The 15,500-nt window shown below is 65.0% G+C and carries 12 protein-coding genes; 2 read left to right on the forward strand and 10 right to left on the reverse strand.

Features of this window, described 5'->3' with window-relative positions:
• Window positions 1–113 precede the first annotated feature (113 nt).
• On the forward strand, window positions 114–1,631 hold the full coding sequence (locus tag RX329_RS30465; protein ID WP_085362317.1) for an acetyl-CoA acetyltransferase: 1,518 nt from the start codon (window positions 114–116) through the stop codon (window positions 1,629–1,631).
• Window positions 1,632–1,738: 107 nt separating this feature from the next.
• On the opposite strand, the gene RX329_RS30470 is transcribed toward RX329_RS30465, so the two are convergent.
• From RX329_RS30470 to ltnD, 6 genes are all read right to left on the reverse strand, one after another.
• The gene (locus RX329_RS30470; protein WP_085362316.1) at window positions 1,739–2,941 is read right to left on the reverse strand and encodes an efflux RND transporter periplasmic adaptor subunit; all 1,203 of its coding nucleotides are present in this window, start codon (window positions 2,939–2,941) and stop codon (window positions 1,739–1,741) included.
• Window positions 2,928–6,107: an efflux RND transporter permease subunit gene (locus RX329_RS30475; protein ID WP_018456981.1), complete on the reverse strand. Its 3,180-nt coding sequence runs from the start codon at window positions 6,105–6,107 to the stop codon at window positions 2,928–2,930. The genes RX329_RS30470 and RX329_RS30475 overlap by 14 nt, the downstream gene beginning before the upstream one ends.
• Before the next feature lie 247 nt (window positions 6,108–6,354).
• Entirely contained in the window at window positions 6,355–8,046 is a 1,692-nt protein-coding gene (locus RX329_RS30480; protein ID WP_085362315.1) for a methyl-accepting chemotaxis protein, read from the reverse strand.
• 167 nt (window positions 8,047–8,213) lie between these two features.
• Window positions 8,214–9,503: a 3-oxo-tetronate kinase gene (gene otnK / locus RX329_RS30485; protein WP_085362314.1), complete on the reverse strand. Its 1,290-nt coding sequence runs from the start codon at window positions 9,501–9,503 to the stop codon at window positions 8,214–8,216.
• Window positions 9,500–10,282, reverse strand: coding sequence for a 2-oxo-tetronate isomerase (gene otnI, locus RX329_RS30490; protein ID WP_018456984.1), 783 nt, complete (start codon window positions 10,280–10,282; stop codon window positions 9,500–9,502). The genes otnK and otnI overlap by 4 nt, the downstream gene beginning before the upstream one ends.
• A 17-nt stretch (window positions 10,283–10,299) precedes the next feature.
• Window positions 10,300–11,217 (reverse strand): L-threonate dehydrogenase, encoded by a 918-nt coding sequence (gene ltnD, locus RX329_RS30495; protein WP_317244752.1) that lies wholly within the window; start codon window positions 11,215–11,217, stop codon window positions 10,300–10,302.
• A 103-nt stretch (window positions 11,218–11,320) separates the two neighbouring features.
• Here ltnD and RX329_RS30500 point away from each other — a divergent pair, with 103 nt between their 5' ends.
• A complete protein-coding gene (locus RX329_RS30500) occupies window positions 11,321–11,989 on the forward strand; it encodes an aldolase (RefSeq protein WP_026233278.1) in 669 nt (222 codons plus the stop codon).
• Between the two features lie 182 nt (window positions 11,990–12,171).
• Here RX329_RS30500 and RX329_RS30505 read toward each other — a convergent pair whose 3' ends face one another.
• The 4 genes from RX329_RS30505 to RX329_RS30520 are packed head-to-tail and all read right to left on the reverse strand — an operon-like array spanning window position 12,172 to window position 15,404.
• Window positions 12,172–12,876: an ABC transporter ATP-binding protein gene (locus RX329_RS30505; RefSeq protein WP_018456987.1), complete on the reverse strand. Its 705-nt coding sequence runs from the start codon at window positions 12,874–12,876 to the stop codon at window positions 12,172–12,174.
• The gene (locus RX329_RS30510; protein WP_018456988.1) at window positions 12,860–13,591 is read right to left on the reverse strand and encodes an ABC transporter ATP-binding protein; all 732 of its coding nucleotides are present in this window, start codon (window positions 13,589–13,591) and stop codon (window positions 12,860–12,862) included. The genes RX329_RS30505 and RX329_RS30510 overlap by 17 nt, the downstream gene beginning before the upstream one ends.
• Window positions 13,588–14,571 (reverse strand): branched-chain amino acid ABC transporter permease, encoded by a 984-nt coding sequence (locus tag RX329_RS30515; RefSeq protein WP_018456989.1) that lies wholly within the window; start codon window positions 14,569–14,571, stop codon window positions 13,588–13,590. The genes RX329_RS30510 and RX329_RS30515 overlap by 4 nt, the downstream gene beginning before the upstream one ends.
• Window positions 14,571–15,404 (reverse strand): branched-chain amino acid ABC transporter permease, encoded by an 834-nt coding sequence (locus tag RX329_RS30520; RefSeq protein WP_018456990.1) that lies wholly within the window; start codon window positions 15,402–15,404, stop codon window positions 14,571–14,573. The genes RX329_RS30515 and RX329_RS30520 overlap by 1 nt, the downstream gene beginning before the upstream one ends.
• Window positions 15,405–15,500 lie beyond the last annotated feature (96 nt).

Consider the following 15,500-nt stretch of genomic DNA (forward strand, 5'->3'; position numbering starts at 1 on the left):
GCCACACACCGTCATTGCGAGCGCAGCGAAGCAATCCAGACTACCATCGCGGAAAGACCCTGATTGCTTCGCTACGCGCGCAATGACAAAAAACTGACATCGTGAATTGAAGCATGACAGATAAGAAGCATACCCCCGAAGACCGCATCCCCGTCATCGTCGGCGTCGGCGAGATCGTCGACCGTCCCAAGGAGGTCACCGATGGCCTCGAGCCGCTCGACCTGCTCGAACAGGCGCTGCGGCGCGCGGAAGCAGATGCCGGCGCAAAGCTGCTCGACGAGGTGCAATCGCTCGATATCGTCAACTTCCTGAGCTGGCGCTATCGCGATCCGGAGCAGCTGCTGGCGCAACGGCTCGGCATCACGCCTTCGCATTGCTATTACGGCCCGGTCGGCGGCGAGAGCCCGATCCGCTACATCCACGAGGCAGCAAAGCGCATTGCGCGCGGCGAATGCAGCGTCGCCGCGGTTTGCGGCGCGGAGGCACAGTCGACGGCGACCAAGGCGGAGCGCGCCGGGGCAAAGCTGCCATGGACCCCGTTCGCCCATGACGTCGAGGAGCCGAAGCGCGGCGCGGCGTTCCAGAAGCCGCTGGCCGTGAAGCTCGGCGTGTTCCGCCCCGTCACCGTCTATCCGTTCTACGAAGCGGCATCGTCCGCCCATTGGGGACAGACGCCGCGCGAGGCGATGGCAGAGTCGGGTACACTATGGTCACGCTATTCCGAGGCCGCCGCGCAGAATCCCAACGCCTGGCTGAAGCGGCGCTATACGCCTGACGAAATCACGACGCCCACCGCGGACAACCGTCTCATCGCGTGGCCTTACAACAAGCTCATGGTTGCCAACCCGAGCGTCAACATGGGCGGCGCGCTGCTGCTGACCAGCCTCGCCAAAGCGCGTGCGGCCGGCATCGCCGATGACAGACTGGTCTATCCGCTCGGCGGCGCCTCGGCCGAGGAGCCGCGCGACTATCTCTTGCGCGACCAGTTTTACGAGAGCCATCCGCAGAACGCCGTTTTGAAGGCCGTGATGGATCTCGCCGGCGGCGACGGCAGGAAGTTCGACGCGATCGAGCTCTATAGCTGCTTTCCGTGCGTGCCCAAGATGGCGCGGCGGACGCTGGGTCTAGGTGCGGACGTGCAGCCGACCGTGACTGGCGGCCTCACCTTCTTCGGCGCGCCGCTCAACACCTACATGACGCACGCGGCCTGCGCGATGGTCCGGCGCGTGCGCGACGGCGCAAAGCTCGGCCTGCTCTACGGCCAGGGCGGTTTCGTCACCAAGCATCATGCGCTGGTGGTGTCGAAGGTGCCGCCGCGCGAAGCATTGGCACAGGAGACGAGCGTGCAGGCGGCGGCGGACAGCAACAAGCGCGCGGTGCCGGAGTTCGTCACGGATGTCTCAGGCAAGGGCAAGGTGGAGAGCTTTACGGTGCTCTACGGCCGCGGCGGCGAGGTCGAGCATGGCGTGGTGATGCTGCGGACGGAAAACGATAGGCGCACGCTGGCGCGGATTCCCGCGAGCGATGCGGCAACGCTGGCGCATCTGCTCGACATGGATCGCACGCCGGTGGGTTCGCTCGGCGAGATCACGATGACGGTAGATGGCGTGCCGGAATGGAGGGTGGCGTAGCTCTCGTAGGGTGGGCAAAGGCGCTCTTGCGCCGTGCCCACCAATCTTTTTTAGGATCGCAGAGAGATGGTGGGCACGCTTCGCTTTGCCCACCTACGAAATCGAGGCTACCCCTTCGGCGCCTGCTTCTCCGACGCCGTCGCGGGCTTGCCCTTGGCGCCGGCGCCGGTCACGCGGACCTGGTCGCCGTCGGAGAGGCCGTCCGGTGGTGCCGTGATGACGCGGTCATCCGCTGCAATTCCCGAGGCGAGCTCGATCTCCTTGCCAAGATCGCGGGCGATGGTCACGGGCTTGAACAGGACCTTGTCGTCCGGACCGACGGTTGCGACGCGCAGGCCGCTGCCGTTGAAGATCAGCGCACTGGCGGGAATGCTGAGCGGCGCGGCGTCGCGCTGCAGGCTGAGCTTCACGCTAGCATAGCCGCCGGGCATCAGCTCGCCTGAGGAATTGTCGAGACCGAGCTGCATGCGCGTCGTGCCGGAGGCGACGTCAACCGCCTGCGAGGAGGCCTCCACCGTCGCCTGGAAGGTCCGGTTCGGATACTCCGGCAGCACGATGGCGGCCTTGGCGCCGATCTTGATCGCGGGCACGTAGTTCTGGGGCACGTTGATGTAGACGCGCAGCTTGGTGATGTCGGAGACCACGAACATTGCCGGGCCCGAGCCGCCGCCTGAATTGATCAGCGCACCGACGTCGGTGTCGCGCGCCGTGACCACACCGTCAAACGGAGCGGTGATCTTCTTGTAACCGGCCAGCGCTTCGAGGCGCTCGACGTTGGCCTGGCCCGAGCGAACCGCCGCGTTCTTGTTGGAGAGATCGGCGGTACGCTCGTCGATCTCCTGCGCGGAGACGAAGTTGGAGGCGACCAGCGTCTTGCGGCGGTTGAGGGTGGCTTCCGACAGCCTGGCGCTGGACTGCTGGCTGGCGAGGTCGGCGCGGGCCTGAAGCAGTTGCTGGTCGAGGTCGGGCGCCTCGATCTCGGCGATCACCTGACCGGCCTTCACCCGCGCACCGATGTCAGCGCTCCAGCTTTTGAGATAGCCGGGAACACGGGCAAAGATCGGCGCGCGATAATAGGCTTCGAGACGGCCCGGCAAGTCGATGGTCGCATTGAGAGCCTTGGCATTAGGCAGCGTCACCGCGACGCTGGGAACAGCCTGATCATCGGTCCATGCCTTCAATTTGGAGCCCTGCTCCTCGCGGGCGCGGATGCCGGTGCCCACGACCAAGCCGGCCGCGATTAGCGCCACCACGCCGAAAATGCCCAGTTTCCGGTGCGACACCGGGGAGCGGGGTTCATGGGGCGACATGCGGGGGCTCCAGGGAGGCGGCGCCTTTGGCGCCTTGCTTCTTGTGTACCATACTGAACACCACGGGAACGAACATCAGCGTGGCGAAGGTTGCAAAGATCAGGCCGCCGATCACGGCACGGCCGAGCGGCGCATTCTGCTCGCCGCCCTCGCCGAGCCCCAGCGCCATGGGCGCCATGCCGATGATCATGGCGAGCGCGGTCATCAGCACCGGGCGGAACCGGACGAAGCCGGCTTCGAGCGCCGCGGCGATGGGATCGCCGAGCTCTTCGTAGCGCTCGCGGGCGAACGAGATCACGAGCACGCTGTTGGCGGTGGCAACGCCCATGCACATGATCGCGCCGGTCAGCGCCGGCACCGACAGCGTCGTCTCGGTGGCGAACAGCATCCAGACGATGCCGGCGAGTGCTGCGGGCAACGCCGTGATGATCACGAAGGGATCGGACCAGGACTGGAAGTTCACGACGATCAGGAAATAGATCAGGACGACCGCGCCGAGCAGGCCGAACAACAAGCCGGTGAAGGCGCTGTTCATGGTCTGCACCTGGCCGAGCAGCACCACGGAAGAGCCTTTCGGCACCTCCTTGGCGGTGTCGGCGATCACCTGGCGGATGTCGGTCGCGACCGCACCGAGATCGCGGCCCGAGGTCGTGGCGAAGATCTGCACCATCGACTGGATGTCGTATTGCGAGACCACCGCGCTCGAAGTCGATCGCTTGATATCGGCGATGCCGCCGAGGATCGGCGACTGCGAATTGCCGGCCGCCGTGATCGGCAACGTCTGAAGCGCGCTGAGCGAATCCATCTGGTATTGCGGCGTCTGCATCACGATCGAATAGGATACGCCGTTGTCCGGATTAAGGTAGTAGGTCGGCGCCACCTGCGAGGAGCCGGCAAGGTTGACCACGAGACTGTTGGTGACGTCACGCTCGGTCAGCCCGACATACTGCGCGCGGGTGCGGTCGACATCGATATTGAAGGTCGGATTGTTCGGTGACTGCTGGATGCGCGCATCGGCGACGCCGGGAATCCTGCGAACCTTGGCCAGCAGATTGTTGGCATAAACGAAGTTGGCGCTGATATTGGCGCCGCGGATCTGCAGGTCGATCGGCGCCGGCGCGCCGAAGTTCAGGATCTGGCTGACGATGTCGGCCGGCAGGAAGGCAAAGCTGACGCCGGGGAACAGCCGCGGCAATTGCTCACGCAGCACGCGCACATGCTCTTCGGTCGGCTTGTGGCCTTCCTTCAGCTTGATCTGGATGTCGCCATCCTGCGGGCCGATCACGCCGGTGTTGTTGTAGGTCATGTTGATGCCGGAGATCGGCATGCCGATGTTGTCGGTCAGCGTTTCGATCTCACCCGGGATCAGCTTGCGGATCGCCTTCTGCACGTCGGCGAGCTGGTTCGCTGTCTCCTCGACGCGGGTGCCGACCTGGGTGCGGACGTGCATCAGGATGTTGCCGGCATCGACCGCGGGGAAGAAGTTGCGTCCGAGGAACGGGACCAGCGCGAAGGACGCGCCGACCACGCAGAGGAAGCCGATCACGAACACCGGACGGTGCGCGAGCGCGAGCCCGAGGAAATTGTGGTAGCCGCCGCGAATGCGCTCGAAGCGAGCCTCGAAACCGCGCTGGAACCAGACCAGTGGATTGCGCGACTTCGGCGGACCGTTCTCGTGATGGACATGCGCCTGCAATAAATAGTTCGCCATGGTCGGCACCAGCGTGCGCGACAGCAGGAACGACCAGATCATCGCGAACATCACCGCTTCCGCCATCGGCACGAACAGGAAGCGCGCCACGCCGGTGAGGAAGAACATCGGCACGAACACGATGCAGATGCAGAGCAGCGAGACGAAGGCCGGCGTCACGATCTGGTTGGCGCCGTCGAGGATCGACTGCTCGACCGGCTTGCCCTGCTCCAGATGGTAGTTGATGTTCTCGATGGTGACCGTGGCATCGTCGACGAGGATGCCGACCGCGAGCGCCAGGCCGCCGAGCGTCATGATGTTCAGCGTCTCCCCGATCGCCGACAGCATGATGATGGCGCCGAGCACCGAGAGCGGGATCGAGACCGCAATGATCACAGTCGAGCGCCAGCTGCCGAGGAACAGCAGGATCATGACGCTGGTGAGCAGCGCCGCGATCACGCCCTCGAACGCGACGCCTTCGATGGCGCCGCGGACGAACACCGACTGATCGCCGATGAAGCCGATCTTGAGCGCGTCCGGCAGCTGGTCCTTGACGTCGATCACCTTCTGCTTGATGCCCGCGATGATGTCGAGCGTCGAGGTCGCGCCCGCCTTCAGCACCATCATCAGCACCGAGCGGTTGCCGTCGACATGGACGATGTTGGTCTGCGGCGGGTTGCCGTCCCTGACGGTCGCGACGTCGCGCACATAGACCATCGCGCCGTTGACGGTCTTGATCGGCAGATTGCCGAGCTCCTCGATCTTCAGCGGCGAGTTGTTGAGCTGGATGATGTATTCGAACTGCCCGATCTTCTGGGTGCCGACCGGCGTGATCAGGTTCTGGGCCGCGAGCGCGTTGGCGACGTCCTGGCCGGACAGGCCGCGGGCCTGGAGCGCGGTCGGGTCGAGATCGATCTGGACCTGGCGCTGCTTGCCGCCGAATGGGTACGGGATCGCGGCGCCAGGCACGGTGACCAGCGGCGTACGGAGCTGGTTGATGCCGATATCGGCGAGGTTCTGCTCGGTCAGCCCGTCACCCGACAGCGCCACCTGGACGATCGGCACGGTGGAGGCGGAGTAGTTCAGGATCAGAGGCGGCGTCGCGCCCGGCGGCATCTGCTTGATCAGCGTCTGCGAGATCGCGGTGACCTGCGCGTTGGCGGTGCGGATGTCGACGTTCGGCTGGAAGAAGATCTTGATGATGCCAAAGCCATTATAGGAATTGGCGGTGATGTGCTCGATGTCGTTGACCGTTGTCGTCAGCGCGCGCTGGAACGGCGTGGTGATGCGGCCCGACATCTGATCGGGCGGCAGGCCGGTGTATTGCCAGACCACGCCGATCACAGGGATGCGGATGTCCGGGAAGATGTCGGTCGGCGTCCGCAGCGCCGCCAGCGGTCCGATGATCAGGAGCAGGAGCGCGAGCACGACAAATGTGTAGGGCCGGCTCAGGGCAATACGGACCAGAGCAATCATTCGTTGGGCAATTCCAGATCAGGGACAGGAAACACCGCCCCCGCGGGTTTCTCGGTTGATTTACCTGAAGACCGCCCAAATGGCCAACGGCACTGCGTCACGAGCGGTCAATTCCCTGCTATCGCACTGCGAAATAGCATTCCAGATATGCACCTCGCGCCCCGAAAGATGACAGATGCCGCGGTCCATCCATAAAAAAAAGCGGCGCCCGAGGACGCCGCTTTCAGCAACTCCGTGCCTGCCCGGCCTAAGCCGCGCGAACGTTGGTCAGGAACTTGCTGACCTCGGTCTTGAGCCGGCCGGAGTCGTTGGAGAGCATCTGTGCCGCCGACAGCACCTGCGAGGAGGCCGTGCCGGTCTCGGTTGCGCCGCGCTGCACGTCGGTGATGTTGGAGGAGACCTGCTGGGTGCCCTGCGCCGCCTGCTGGACATTGCGGGCGATCTCCTGGGTTGCCGCGCCCTGCTCTTCCACGGCCGCGGCGATCGCCGACGAGATCTCCGACAGACGCTCGATGGTCGAGGAGATCTCCTTGATGGCGCCGACCGAGTCGTTGGTCGCCGCCTGGATGCCGGAGATCTGCTGGCCGATCTCACCGGTCGCCTTCGCGGTCTGCTCGGCGAGCGCCTTCACCTCGGAGGCGACGACCGCAAAGCCGCGGCCGGCTTCGCCGGCACGTGCGGCTTCGATGGTCGCGTTCAGCGCCAGAAGGTTGGTCTGGCCGGCGATGGTGTTGATGAGCTCGACGACGTCGCCGATGCGTGAGGCTGCCTTCGAGAGCTCGCTGACGCGTTCGGTGGTGGCGCGGGCCTGGCCGACGGCATCGCCCGCCATCCGCGCAGATTCCTGCACCTGACGGCTGATCTCGCCGACGGACGAGGCCATCTCCTCGGTCGCCGAGGCCACCGACTGCACGTTGGTCGAGGCTTCCTCCGACGCTCCGGCAACGGTGGTCGCCAGCCGCTGCGAGCGGTCGGCGGTCGAGGTCAGCGTCGAGGCCGAGGCCTCCAACTGGGTCGAGGCCGACGACACGGTCTGGACGATCTCGCCAATCATCGTCTCGAATTCGCGAGTGATGTTGTCGACGCGGCGGCCGCGCTCGATCTTGGCTTCTGCATCGGCAGCGGCAGCCTCGTCCGCAGCCTTCTTGGCGATCAGCGCTTCCTTGAAGATCTGGAGCACGTCGGCCATGGCGCCGATCTCCGTCTTCTCACCGCGATGAGGGACTTCGGCGGAAAGGTCGCCCTTGCCCAGCGCCTGCATCGGCTCGGTAATCGAGTTGATGCCGTTCGAGACGTCCTGGACCAGGTAGAAGCCAACGCCGGAGCCGACAAGGACGGCGGCGCCGAGAATGATCGCGACCAGCATGAAGGCATAATAGTAGCTGTTGGCGGCATCCTGCGCGGCCTGGTCGCCACCTTTGGTGTTGAGCTCGATGTCCTTGCGCAGGACCTCGTCGGCCTGAAGCCCGATCTTGTTGACCGTCTTGGTGTTCAGCTCATGCGCCTCGTGCGGGACCTTGCCGGCCTCCTTGCGCGACAGCGCCATGACCTCCTGGGTGCCCTTCTTGTACTCCTCCCAGAGCTTCGACCATTCACCGTAGAGTGCCCGTTCTTCAGGCGAGGTGATCATGTCCTCGTAAGTTTTGCGGAATTTGGCATTGGCCTCGATCACGGTCGCGAGCGTCTTTTCCATCGCGAGCTTCTCGTCCAGCGTTTCCGACAGCATGTGCTCTCGAATGACGTTGCGGTAAGTGATCACGCCGGCACGCAGGTCGCCGAGCACGCGCACGCTGGGCATCCAGCTCGTGGTGATGTCGACGGTGTTGGCATTCATCGACCGCATCTTCATGACGGCGAGCAGGCCCATGCCGGCCATCGCGACCAGCAGGAACGCCACGACACTGATGATCTTGGCACGAATGGAAATGGTGGCGAGCATAATCGGTCTCTTTGCGTTGGCGCGGCGGCGTCCGGAACTTTTACGAATCAACCTAAGGGAGCAGAACCGACATCCAACACGAGAGCACCTGAGCAGATGTTAACGACGACTCCATACGAGTACGGAAGCCTGAAAGAAATGAACAGGCAGCTAAAAATGCCCTGCGCTCAGCGCATGAGCCCAAGCGCGTCGGAGAAAAACTCCGCGCCGCCGAAATTTCCGGACTTCAAGGCGAGCAACATGTCGCCTTTTTCAGCACCGACCGCGCGCAGCACCGGAACGCCCGCGGCGATCTCTGCTCCCACGAGAAATCCGGGAATCTTCAACCGGTCGACCACGGCGCCGGATGTCTCCCCGCCGGCGACGACCAGGCGCTTCACGCCGGCCCGCACCAGACCCTCGGCGATGTCGGCCATCGCCTGCTCGATGGCGTGACCGGCCGCGTCGCGGCCGTGGCGCGCCTGGAGGGCGGCGACCTGATCGGGCGTCGAGCTCGATGCGATCAGGACCGGACCGTCCGCCAGCCGCGGCTTTGCCCAGGCCAGCGCGCGCTGCGCCTCGTCCTCGCCCGTAGTAATACGGTCCGGGTCGAGATGCAGCACCGGCATGACGCGCTCGGCATTGGCGATCTGCTGAAGCGTCGCCTGCGAGCAGCTTCCGGCCAGGCACGCCGCCGGTCCGCCGACCGCTGCCCCCGCCTCGCTGCTCGCCGCGGTCGATGTGACCTTGCCTGTGGACACCAGCGCCCGCGCCAGCCCAAGACCCATGCCGGAAGCGCCGACCGACAGCCGATGCTGGGCAGCGACGAGGCCGATGGTCTCGAGGTCGCGGTCGAACACGGCGTCGATGATCGCCGCGCCGATGCCCTTGCCCGCGAGCTCGGCCAGCCGCGCCCGCACGGCATCCGCGCCGCGCGTGACGGTGGCGAGGTCGACGAGGCCGATTTGCGTCTTGCTCTGGCGCGCCAGCACGCGCACCAAGTTGGAATCGTGCATCGGGTTGAGCGGATGGTCCTTCAGCGGGCTCTCGTTCAGCGGCACGGCGCCGACGAACAGATTGCCCTGGTAGACGGTGCGGCCGGTCTCCGGAAAGGCCGGCGTCACCAGCACGGCCGCCTCGCCGCAATCGGCGCGCAGCGCATCCATCACCGGGCCTATATTGCCCGCATCGGTGGAATCGAAGGTGGAGCAGATCTTGAACAGCACGTGGCTTGCGCCGCGGCCGCGCAGCCATGTCTCGGCCGCGCGCGAGCGCGACACGGCAAGGTTGGCCTCGATCGAACGGCTCTTCAAGGACACCACGACGGCGTCGACCTCGGGCAGCGCGAGATCGTCCGCGGGCACGCCGATGGTCTGCACCGTGCGCAGGCCGGCGCGCGTCAGCGTGTTGGCGAGGTCGGAGGCGCCGGTGTAGTCGTCGGCAATGCAGCCAAGGGATATTTTCGCTGCAACTGTCACGGCTTCACTCCCGCATAAGGCTTGAACCAGGCAAGGCCGTCGGTGGTCTTGCCGCGCGGATTATATTCGCAGCCGACGAAACCGGCATAACCGAGCCGGTCGAGTTCGTCGAACAGGAACGGATAGTTCAGCTCCTCGCCATCAGGCTCGTTGCGCGAGGGGATGCTGGCGATCTGGATGTGGCCGATGACCGGCATCATCTCACGCAGCCGCATCGTAACGTCGCCATGGATGATCTGGCAGTGATAGATGTCGAACTGGAGTTTCAGGTTCGGAAGCCGCAGCTCCTGGATCAGGTCGCGCGCGAAGCCGAAATCGTTGAGGAAATAGCCGGGCACGTTGCGTGCATTGATCGGCTCGAGCACGATGTCGATGCCGTGCGGCGCAAAGAACTCGGCGGCCCACGCCACCGATTTGTAGAACGCCTCGATAGCAACCCGCTCGCCGCGGTTGGCGATGCCCGCCATCAAATGCAGCCGCTTGACGCCGGTCGCCTTGGCGTAGGGCAGCGCGGTCTCCAGGCTCGCCTTGAGCTCGGGGAATCGCGACGGGAGTGCCGCAAAGCCCTTCTCGCCGGCATTCCAGTCGCCCGGCGGCAGGTTGAACAGCGCCTGAGTCAAGCCGTTGCGCTTGAGCCGCTCGCCGACCGCCTCGGCCGAATGCTCATAGGGAAAGAGAAACTCGACTGCGGTGAAGCCGGCTGCGGCAGCGGCGTCGAAGCGGTCGAGGAACGGCACCTCGGTGAACATCATCGAGAGATTGGCGGCAAAACGGGGCATCGGAATCCTCTTATCCTTTACTTGTCGCCGGGCAGTTTCACGCCGGTGACCCGCGCATACATCCGCGCCACCGACGCATCATCGTCGCGGCCCATGCCGGAGGCTGCCGTCATCAAGAACATCTGAAGTGCTGCGGCGGAGACCGGAACCGGAAATCTGGCATTGCGTGCCATGTCCTGGATGATGCCGAGGTCCTTGACGAAGATCTCGACCGCGCTGCGCGGGGTGTAATCGCCGTCGAGCACGTGCGGCATGCGGTTCTCGAACATCCAGGAGTTTCCGGCGGACGCCGTGATCACCTCATAGACCTTGCGGATGTCGAGACCCTGCTTGGCCGCGAACGCGATCGCCTCGCTGGCAGCGGCGATATGCACGCCGGCGAGCAGCTGGTTGATCATCTTGAAGGCGGCGCCCTGGCCTGCGGCATCGCCAAGCTCGTAGAGCTTCGCGGCCATGGCATCGAGCGCGGGCCGCGCTTTCTCAAACGCAGCCGGACTGCCGGAGGCAAGGATCGTCAGCTCGCCCTGCGCTGCGCGCTGCGCCCCGCCGGAGATCGGTGCATCCAGATAGTGCCGGCCGGTCGCCTCCAGCTGCTTGGCGAGACGCCGAGCCACGTCGGGATCCATAGTCGCCGACGACAGGAAGACGCTGTCCTTCGCCATGGTTTCGGCGACGCCATCCTTGCCGAACAGGATCGTCTCGGTCTGCGCGGCATTGACGACGACGCTGACGACGATGTCGGCGCCCTTGGCAGCTTCGGCCGGCGTCTTGGCGCCGGCGCCGCCCTCCGTCACGAAGCGCGCGACCGCATCAGCCGAGACGTCGCAGCCGGTGACGACATGACCGGCGCGCTTCAGCGAGCTCGCCATGCCGAACCCCATCGAGCCGAGCCCGATGACGGCGATGCGCTGATTCTGTGACGTGGAGGCGGACATACAACTGATCCTTGCAACGTTTCCCGGACGGCCGCCTTTTGCGGCAGCTTGGCAACCGAATAACACGGCTTGGCCGCGCTGCCAAAGCGTGAGACAAACGGACATGACGGCCATGAGCAACGAGACATTGCTGCGCGAAGACATTTGCCGCTTCGGACGGTCCCTGTTCGAGCGTGGGCTGACGCCCGGCTCCTCCGGCAATATCAGCGCCAGGCTGGACGGCGGCGGCTGGCTGGTGACGCCGACCAATGCCTCGCTCGGCTTCCTCGATCCCGCAAAACTGTCGCGGCTGGACGATCAGGGCCGACTGGTTTCGGGCGATGCGCCGACCAAGGAAGTTCCGCTGCACAATGCACTCTACGCCACGCGCGGGAGCGCAAGGGCGATCGTGCACCTGCATTCCACCCATTCGGTCGCGCTGTCGATGCTCCCGGAGATCGACCCGCGCGCCGCGCTGCCGCCGATGACGGCCTATTATCTGATGAAATGCGGCGCCACCGCGCTCGTCCCCTATTATCGCCCCGGCGATCCCGCGGTCGCCGATGCGATCAAAGGGCTGGCGGGAAAATACTCATCCGTGCTGCTCGCCAATCACGGCCCGGTCGTCGCTGGCGACACGCTGGAAGCAGCGGTGTTCGCGACCGAGGAGTTGGAGGAGACGGCGAGGCTGTACCTGCTGCTGCGCGGGATGAACCCGCGCTACCTGTCGCCGGCGCAGGTGAATGATCTGGTGAAGGTGTTTGGGGTATCGCTGCCGGAGCATGGGCATTGAGCCTCGTGCAGCCGTGGGCGAACTAACACCGCCCTACTCACCGCTGTCATTCCCCGCGAAGGCGGGGAATCCAGACGCCGCGGCTTCTCGGCTCAATCACAGCGGCTTCTGGAATACTGGATCGCCCGCCTTCGCGGGCGATGACGCCGAGTGTGTTGCGCGACGTGCCCAACGCTTCGCGGCTACAGCCCCAGATACGCCTTGCGCACGTCGGGATTGCCCTTGATCTCGCTTGCGGCGCCCTGCATCAGCACGCGGCCGGTTTGCAGGATGTAGGCGCGGTCGGCGATCTCCAGGCACTCCGCCATGCGTTGCTCCACGATCAGCACGGTCATGCCGGCGTCGCGGATGCGCTTGACGGCCTGGAAGATCTCGTCGACCAGCTTCGGCATGATGCCCTGCGAGGGCTCGTCCAGCATCAACAGCCGCGGGCGCGTCATCAGCGCACGGCCGATCGCGAGCATCTGCTGCTCGCCGCCGCTTAGCGTCTCGGCGCGCTGCTCGAGGCGTTCGGAGAGGCGCGGAAACAGCTGGAACACGAGATCGAGCGGGCTCTCGCGGTCGGCCTCGCCGCGGTAGAGATAGCTGCCGAGGCGCAGATTGTCGCGCACGGAGAGGCGCGGAAACAAGCGTCGGTTCTCCGGCACATAGGCGATGCCGGTCGCCGTGATGTGGTGCTGCGCCATGCCGTCGAGGCGCTTGCCGTCGAACGTCACCGTGCCCGAGCGCGGGCGCTCGGCGCCGGCGATGGATTTCAGCAGCGTCGACTTGCCCGCGCCGTTGGCGCCGGCGACGCAGACGATCTCGCCCTTGGCGACTTCGATGCTGACCGCGAAGATCGCGACCAGGCCCTGATAGGCGGTCGTGACTTCACGCACCGACAGCATGACGATCTCCCAGATATGCGCTGATCACCTTGGGATCGCGGACGATTTCAGTGGGCTTGCCCTCGACCAGCACCTTGCCGAGGTCGAGCACGATGGCACGATCGACCAGCGGCATCACGATCTCCATGACGTGCTCGACCATCAGCACGGTGATGCCGGCGTCACGCACCTTGCGCACCAGCGCGACACCGGTCTGCGCCTCGGTCGGCGTAAGACCAGTGAGGACTTCGTCGAGCAGCAGCAGCTTTGGTTCAGTCGCAAGCGCGCGCGCGACTTCGAGGCGGCGCTTTTCGGCCGGCACGAGGTCGCTCGCGAGCACGTTGGCGCGCGCAGCAAGGCCGGTGAATTCGAGCACCTCATGCGCCTTGCGGCGTGCCTCGCGCATCACGGTGTTGCGCACCAGCGCACCGACGATGACGTTGTCGATCACCGTCATGGTCTCGAAGCTCTTGACGACCTGGAAGGTGCGCCCGATGCCGCGCTGGCAGCGCTCGGCGGCCGGCATGCTGGTGACATCCTCGCCGTCGAACCAGATCGAGCCTTGCGTCGGCGGCAGCACGCCGGCGATGAGATTGAACAGCGTCGACTTGCCGGCACCATTCGGGCCGATCAGGCCGACGATCTCGCCGCGACCCACAGAGATCGAGACGTCGCTGTTGGCGACGAGGCCGCCGAAACGCTGCCAGACGCCGCGGGTTTCAAGCAGCGGGGTCATCGCGTGGCTCCCTTCCGCTTCGCACGAGAGAACAGGCTCACCAGACCCTGCGGCAGGGCGAGCGAAATCAGCACGATCAGCGTGCCGTAGACAATGAGGTCGACGCCGCGGCCGGAGCCGCCGATATAGGAGCGCGTCAGCTCCGTCATCGGGATCAGGATGGCCGCCCCTAACACGGGTCCCCAGAGGGTGCCGATGCCGCCAAGCACGGCGGGCAACGCCATCAGCAGCGAGAACTGGAAGCCCATCACGCTTTCAGGATCGATATAGGCGAGAAACTGGGCATAGAAGGCGCCGCCGATGGCGACGAGGAAAGCGGAGACGGCGGCCGCGCCCATCTTGGAGTTGAACACGACGACACCGAGGCTCTCGGCCGCTTCCGCATTGTCCTTTACCGCGCGCCACCAGAAGCCCCATTTGGAGTCCTCCAGCCACCAGGTGACGAACCAGGCGAGGCTGCACAGCACCAGCGCGAAATAAAAGTAAGGCAGCTTGCTGCGCATGAACTGGAACTTCAGCCAGCTGTCGCCGCGCACCGGAATGGTGATTCCCATCGCAGCCCCCGCCCATTCCCAATTCTGGAACAACAGCAGCCCGATCTCGGCGATAACGATGGTCGCGATCACGAAGTAATGGCCGCGCAACCGAAAGAAGGGATAGCCGAGCCCCATCGCAATCGCGGCCGCGACCGCGCCGCCGGCGAGCATGCCGAACCATGGCAGCACGCCGAACTTGGTGAACAGGAGTTCGGTGGTGTAGGCGCCGATGCCGAAATAGAGCGCATGTCCCAGCGAGATCTGCCCGCAATAGCCAGAGAGAATGTTCCAGCTCTGCGACAGCGCCGCATACATCAAGGTCAGGATCAGGATGTTCTGGACGTAGACGTCCTTGATGAACAGCGGAGCGAGCGCCGCCAGGGCGGTCAGCACCGCGGCGATGATGAGGTCGCGGCGGCGCCGCGCGGCAAAATCCTTGTCCATCACATCGATCCGAACAGGCCACGCGGCCGGATGAAGACGACCAGCAGGTAGACGGCGTAGATGCCGACCGATTTCAGCGACGGCGGCAGCACCAGCGCGGTGGTGGCCTCGACGAGGCCCACGATGATCCCGCCGGCGAACGCGCCGAACACGCTGCCGAAGCCGCCGAGCGCGACCGTGACGTAGGCGATCAGCGCAAAGGACGCGCCGACGTCGGGATAGATATAGAAGAAGCTTGCCATGATCGCTCCGGCGAGGCCGACCAGCGCGGCACCAAGCCCCCAGCCGAGCGCGAACACGCGGTTCTTGTCGATGCCGACGAGGGCCACCGCGCCGGGATCTTCACGGGTGGCCTCCAGCGCGCGACCGAAATCGGTGCGATGGATGAAGAAGTAGAGGCCAGCAAAGGCCAGGATCGAAACCAGCGCACCCATGAGCTGCGGCTCCGGCAGGAAGACGCCGGCGATCGAGATCGTCTTGCCGCCGAGCCAGGACTGCGGAACGCTGCGATAGTCAGGCGTGAAGAAGAACTGCGCGAGGCCGCGCATCACGATGGCGAGGCCAAAGGTGGAGAAGATCTGCACCATGCCCGCGTTGGCCTTGGCCCGCATGGCGAAGCGCACGATCAACAGATAGACGACCGCTCCGAATACGAACAGCGCGGCGGCCACGAGCGGCGCCGACAGCAAGGGGTCGATGGCGAAGAACGTGAACAGGAAGAAGCTCACATACATCGCGATCATCAGGAACTCCCCGTGAGCGAAGTTCACGACGTCCATCAGGCCGAAGATCAGCGCGAGGCCGACGGCGATCAGTCCGTAGAGCAGGCCCATGAGGAGGCCGCTCGCGAGACTTTGGATAATGGTTTGGGCTGTCAAAAGTCTGTCCCCCGAACTACGTCCTCATCCTGAGGAGCGCGCACCGCGCGT

The sequence above is a fragment of the Bradyrhizobium sp. BWC-3-1 genome (genome assembly GCF_032917965.1).
GTDB classification, from domain to species: Bacteria; Pseudomonadota; Alphaproteobacteria; order Rhizobiales; family Xanthobacteraceae; genus Bradyrhizobium; species Bradyrhizobium canariense_D.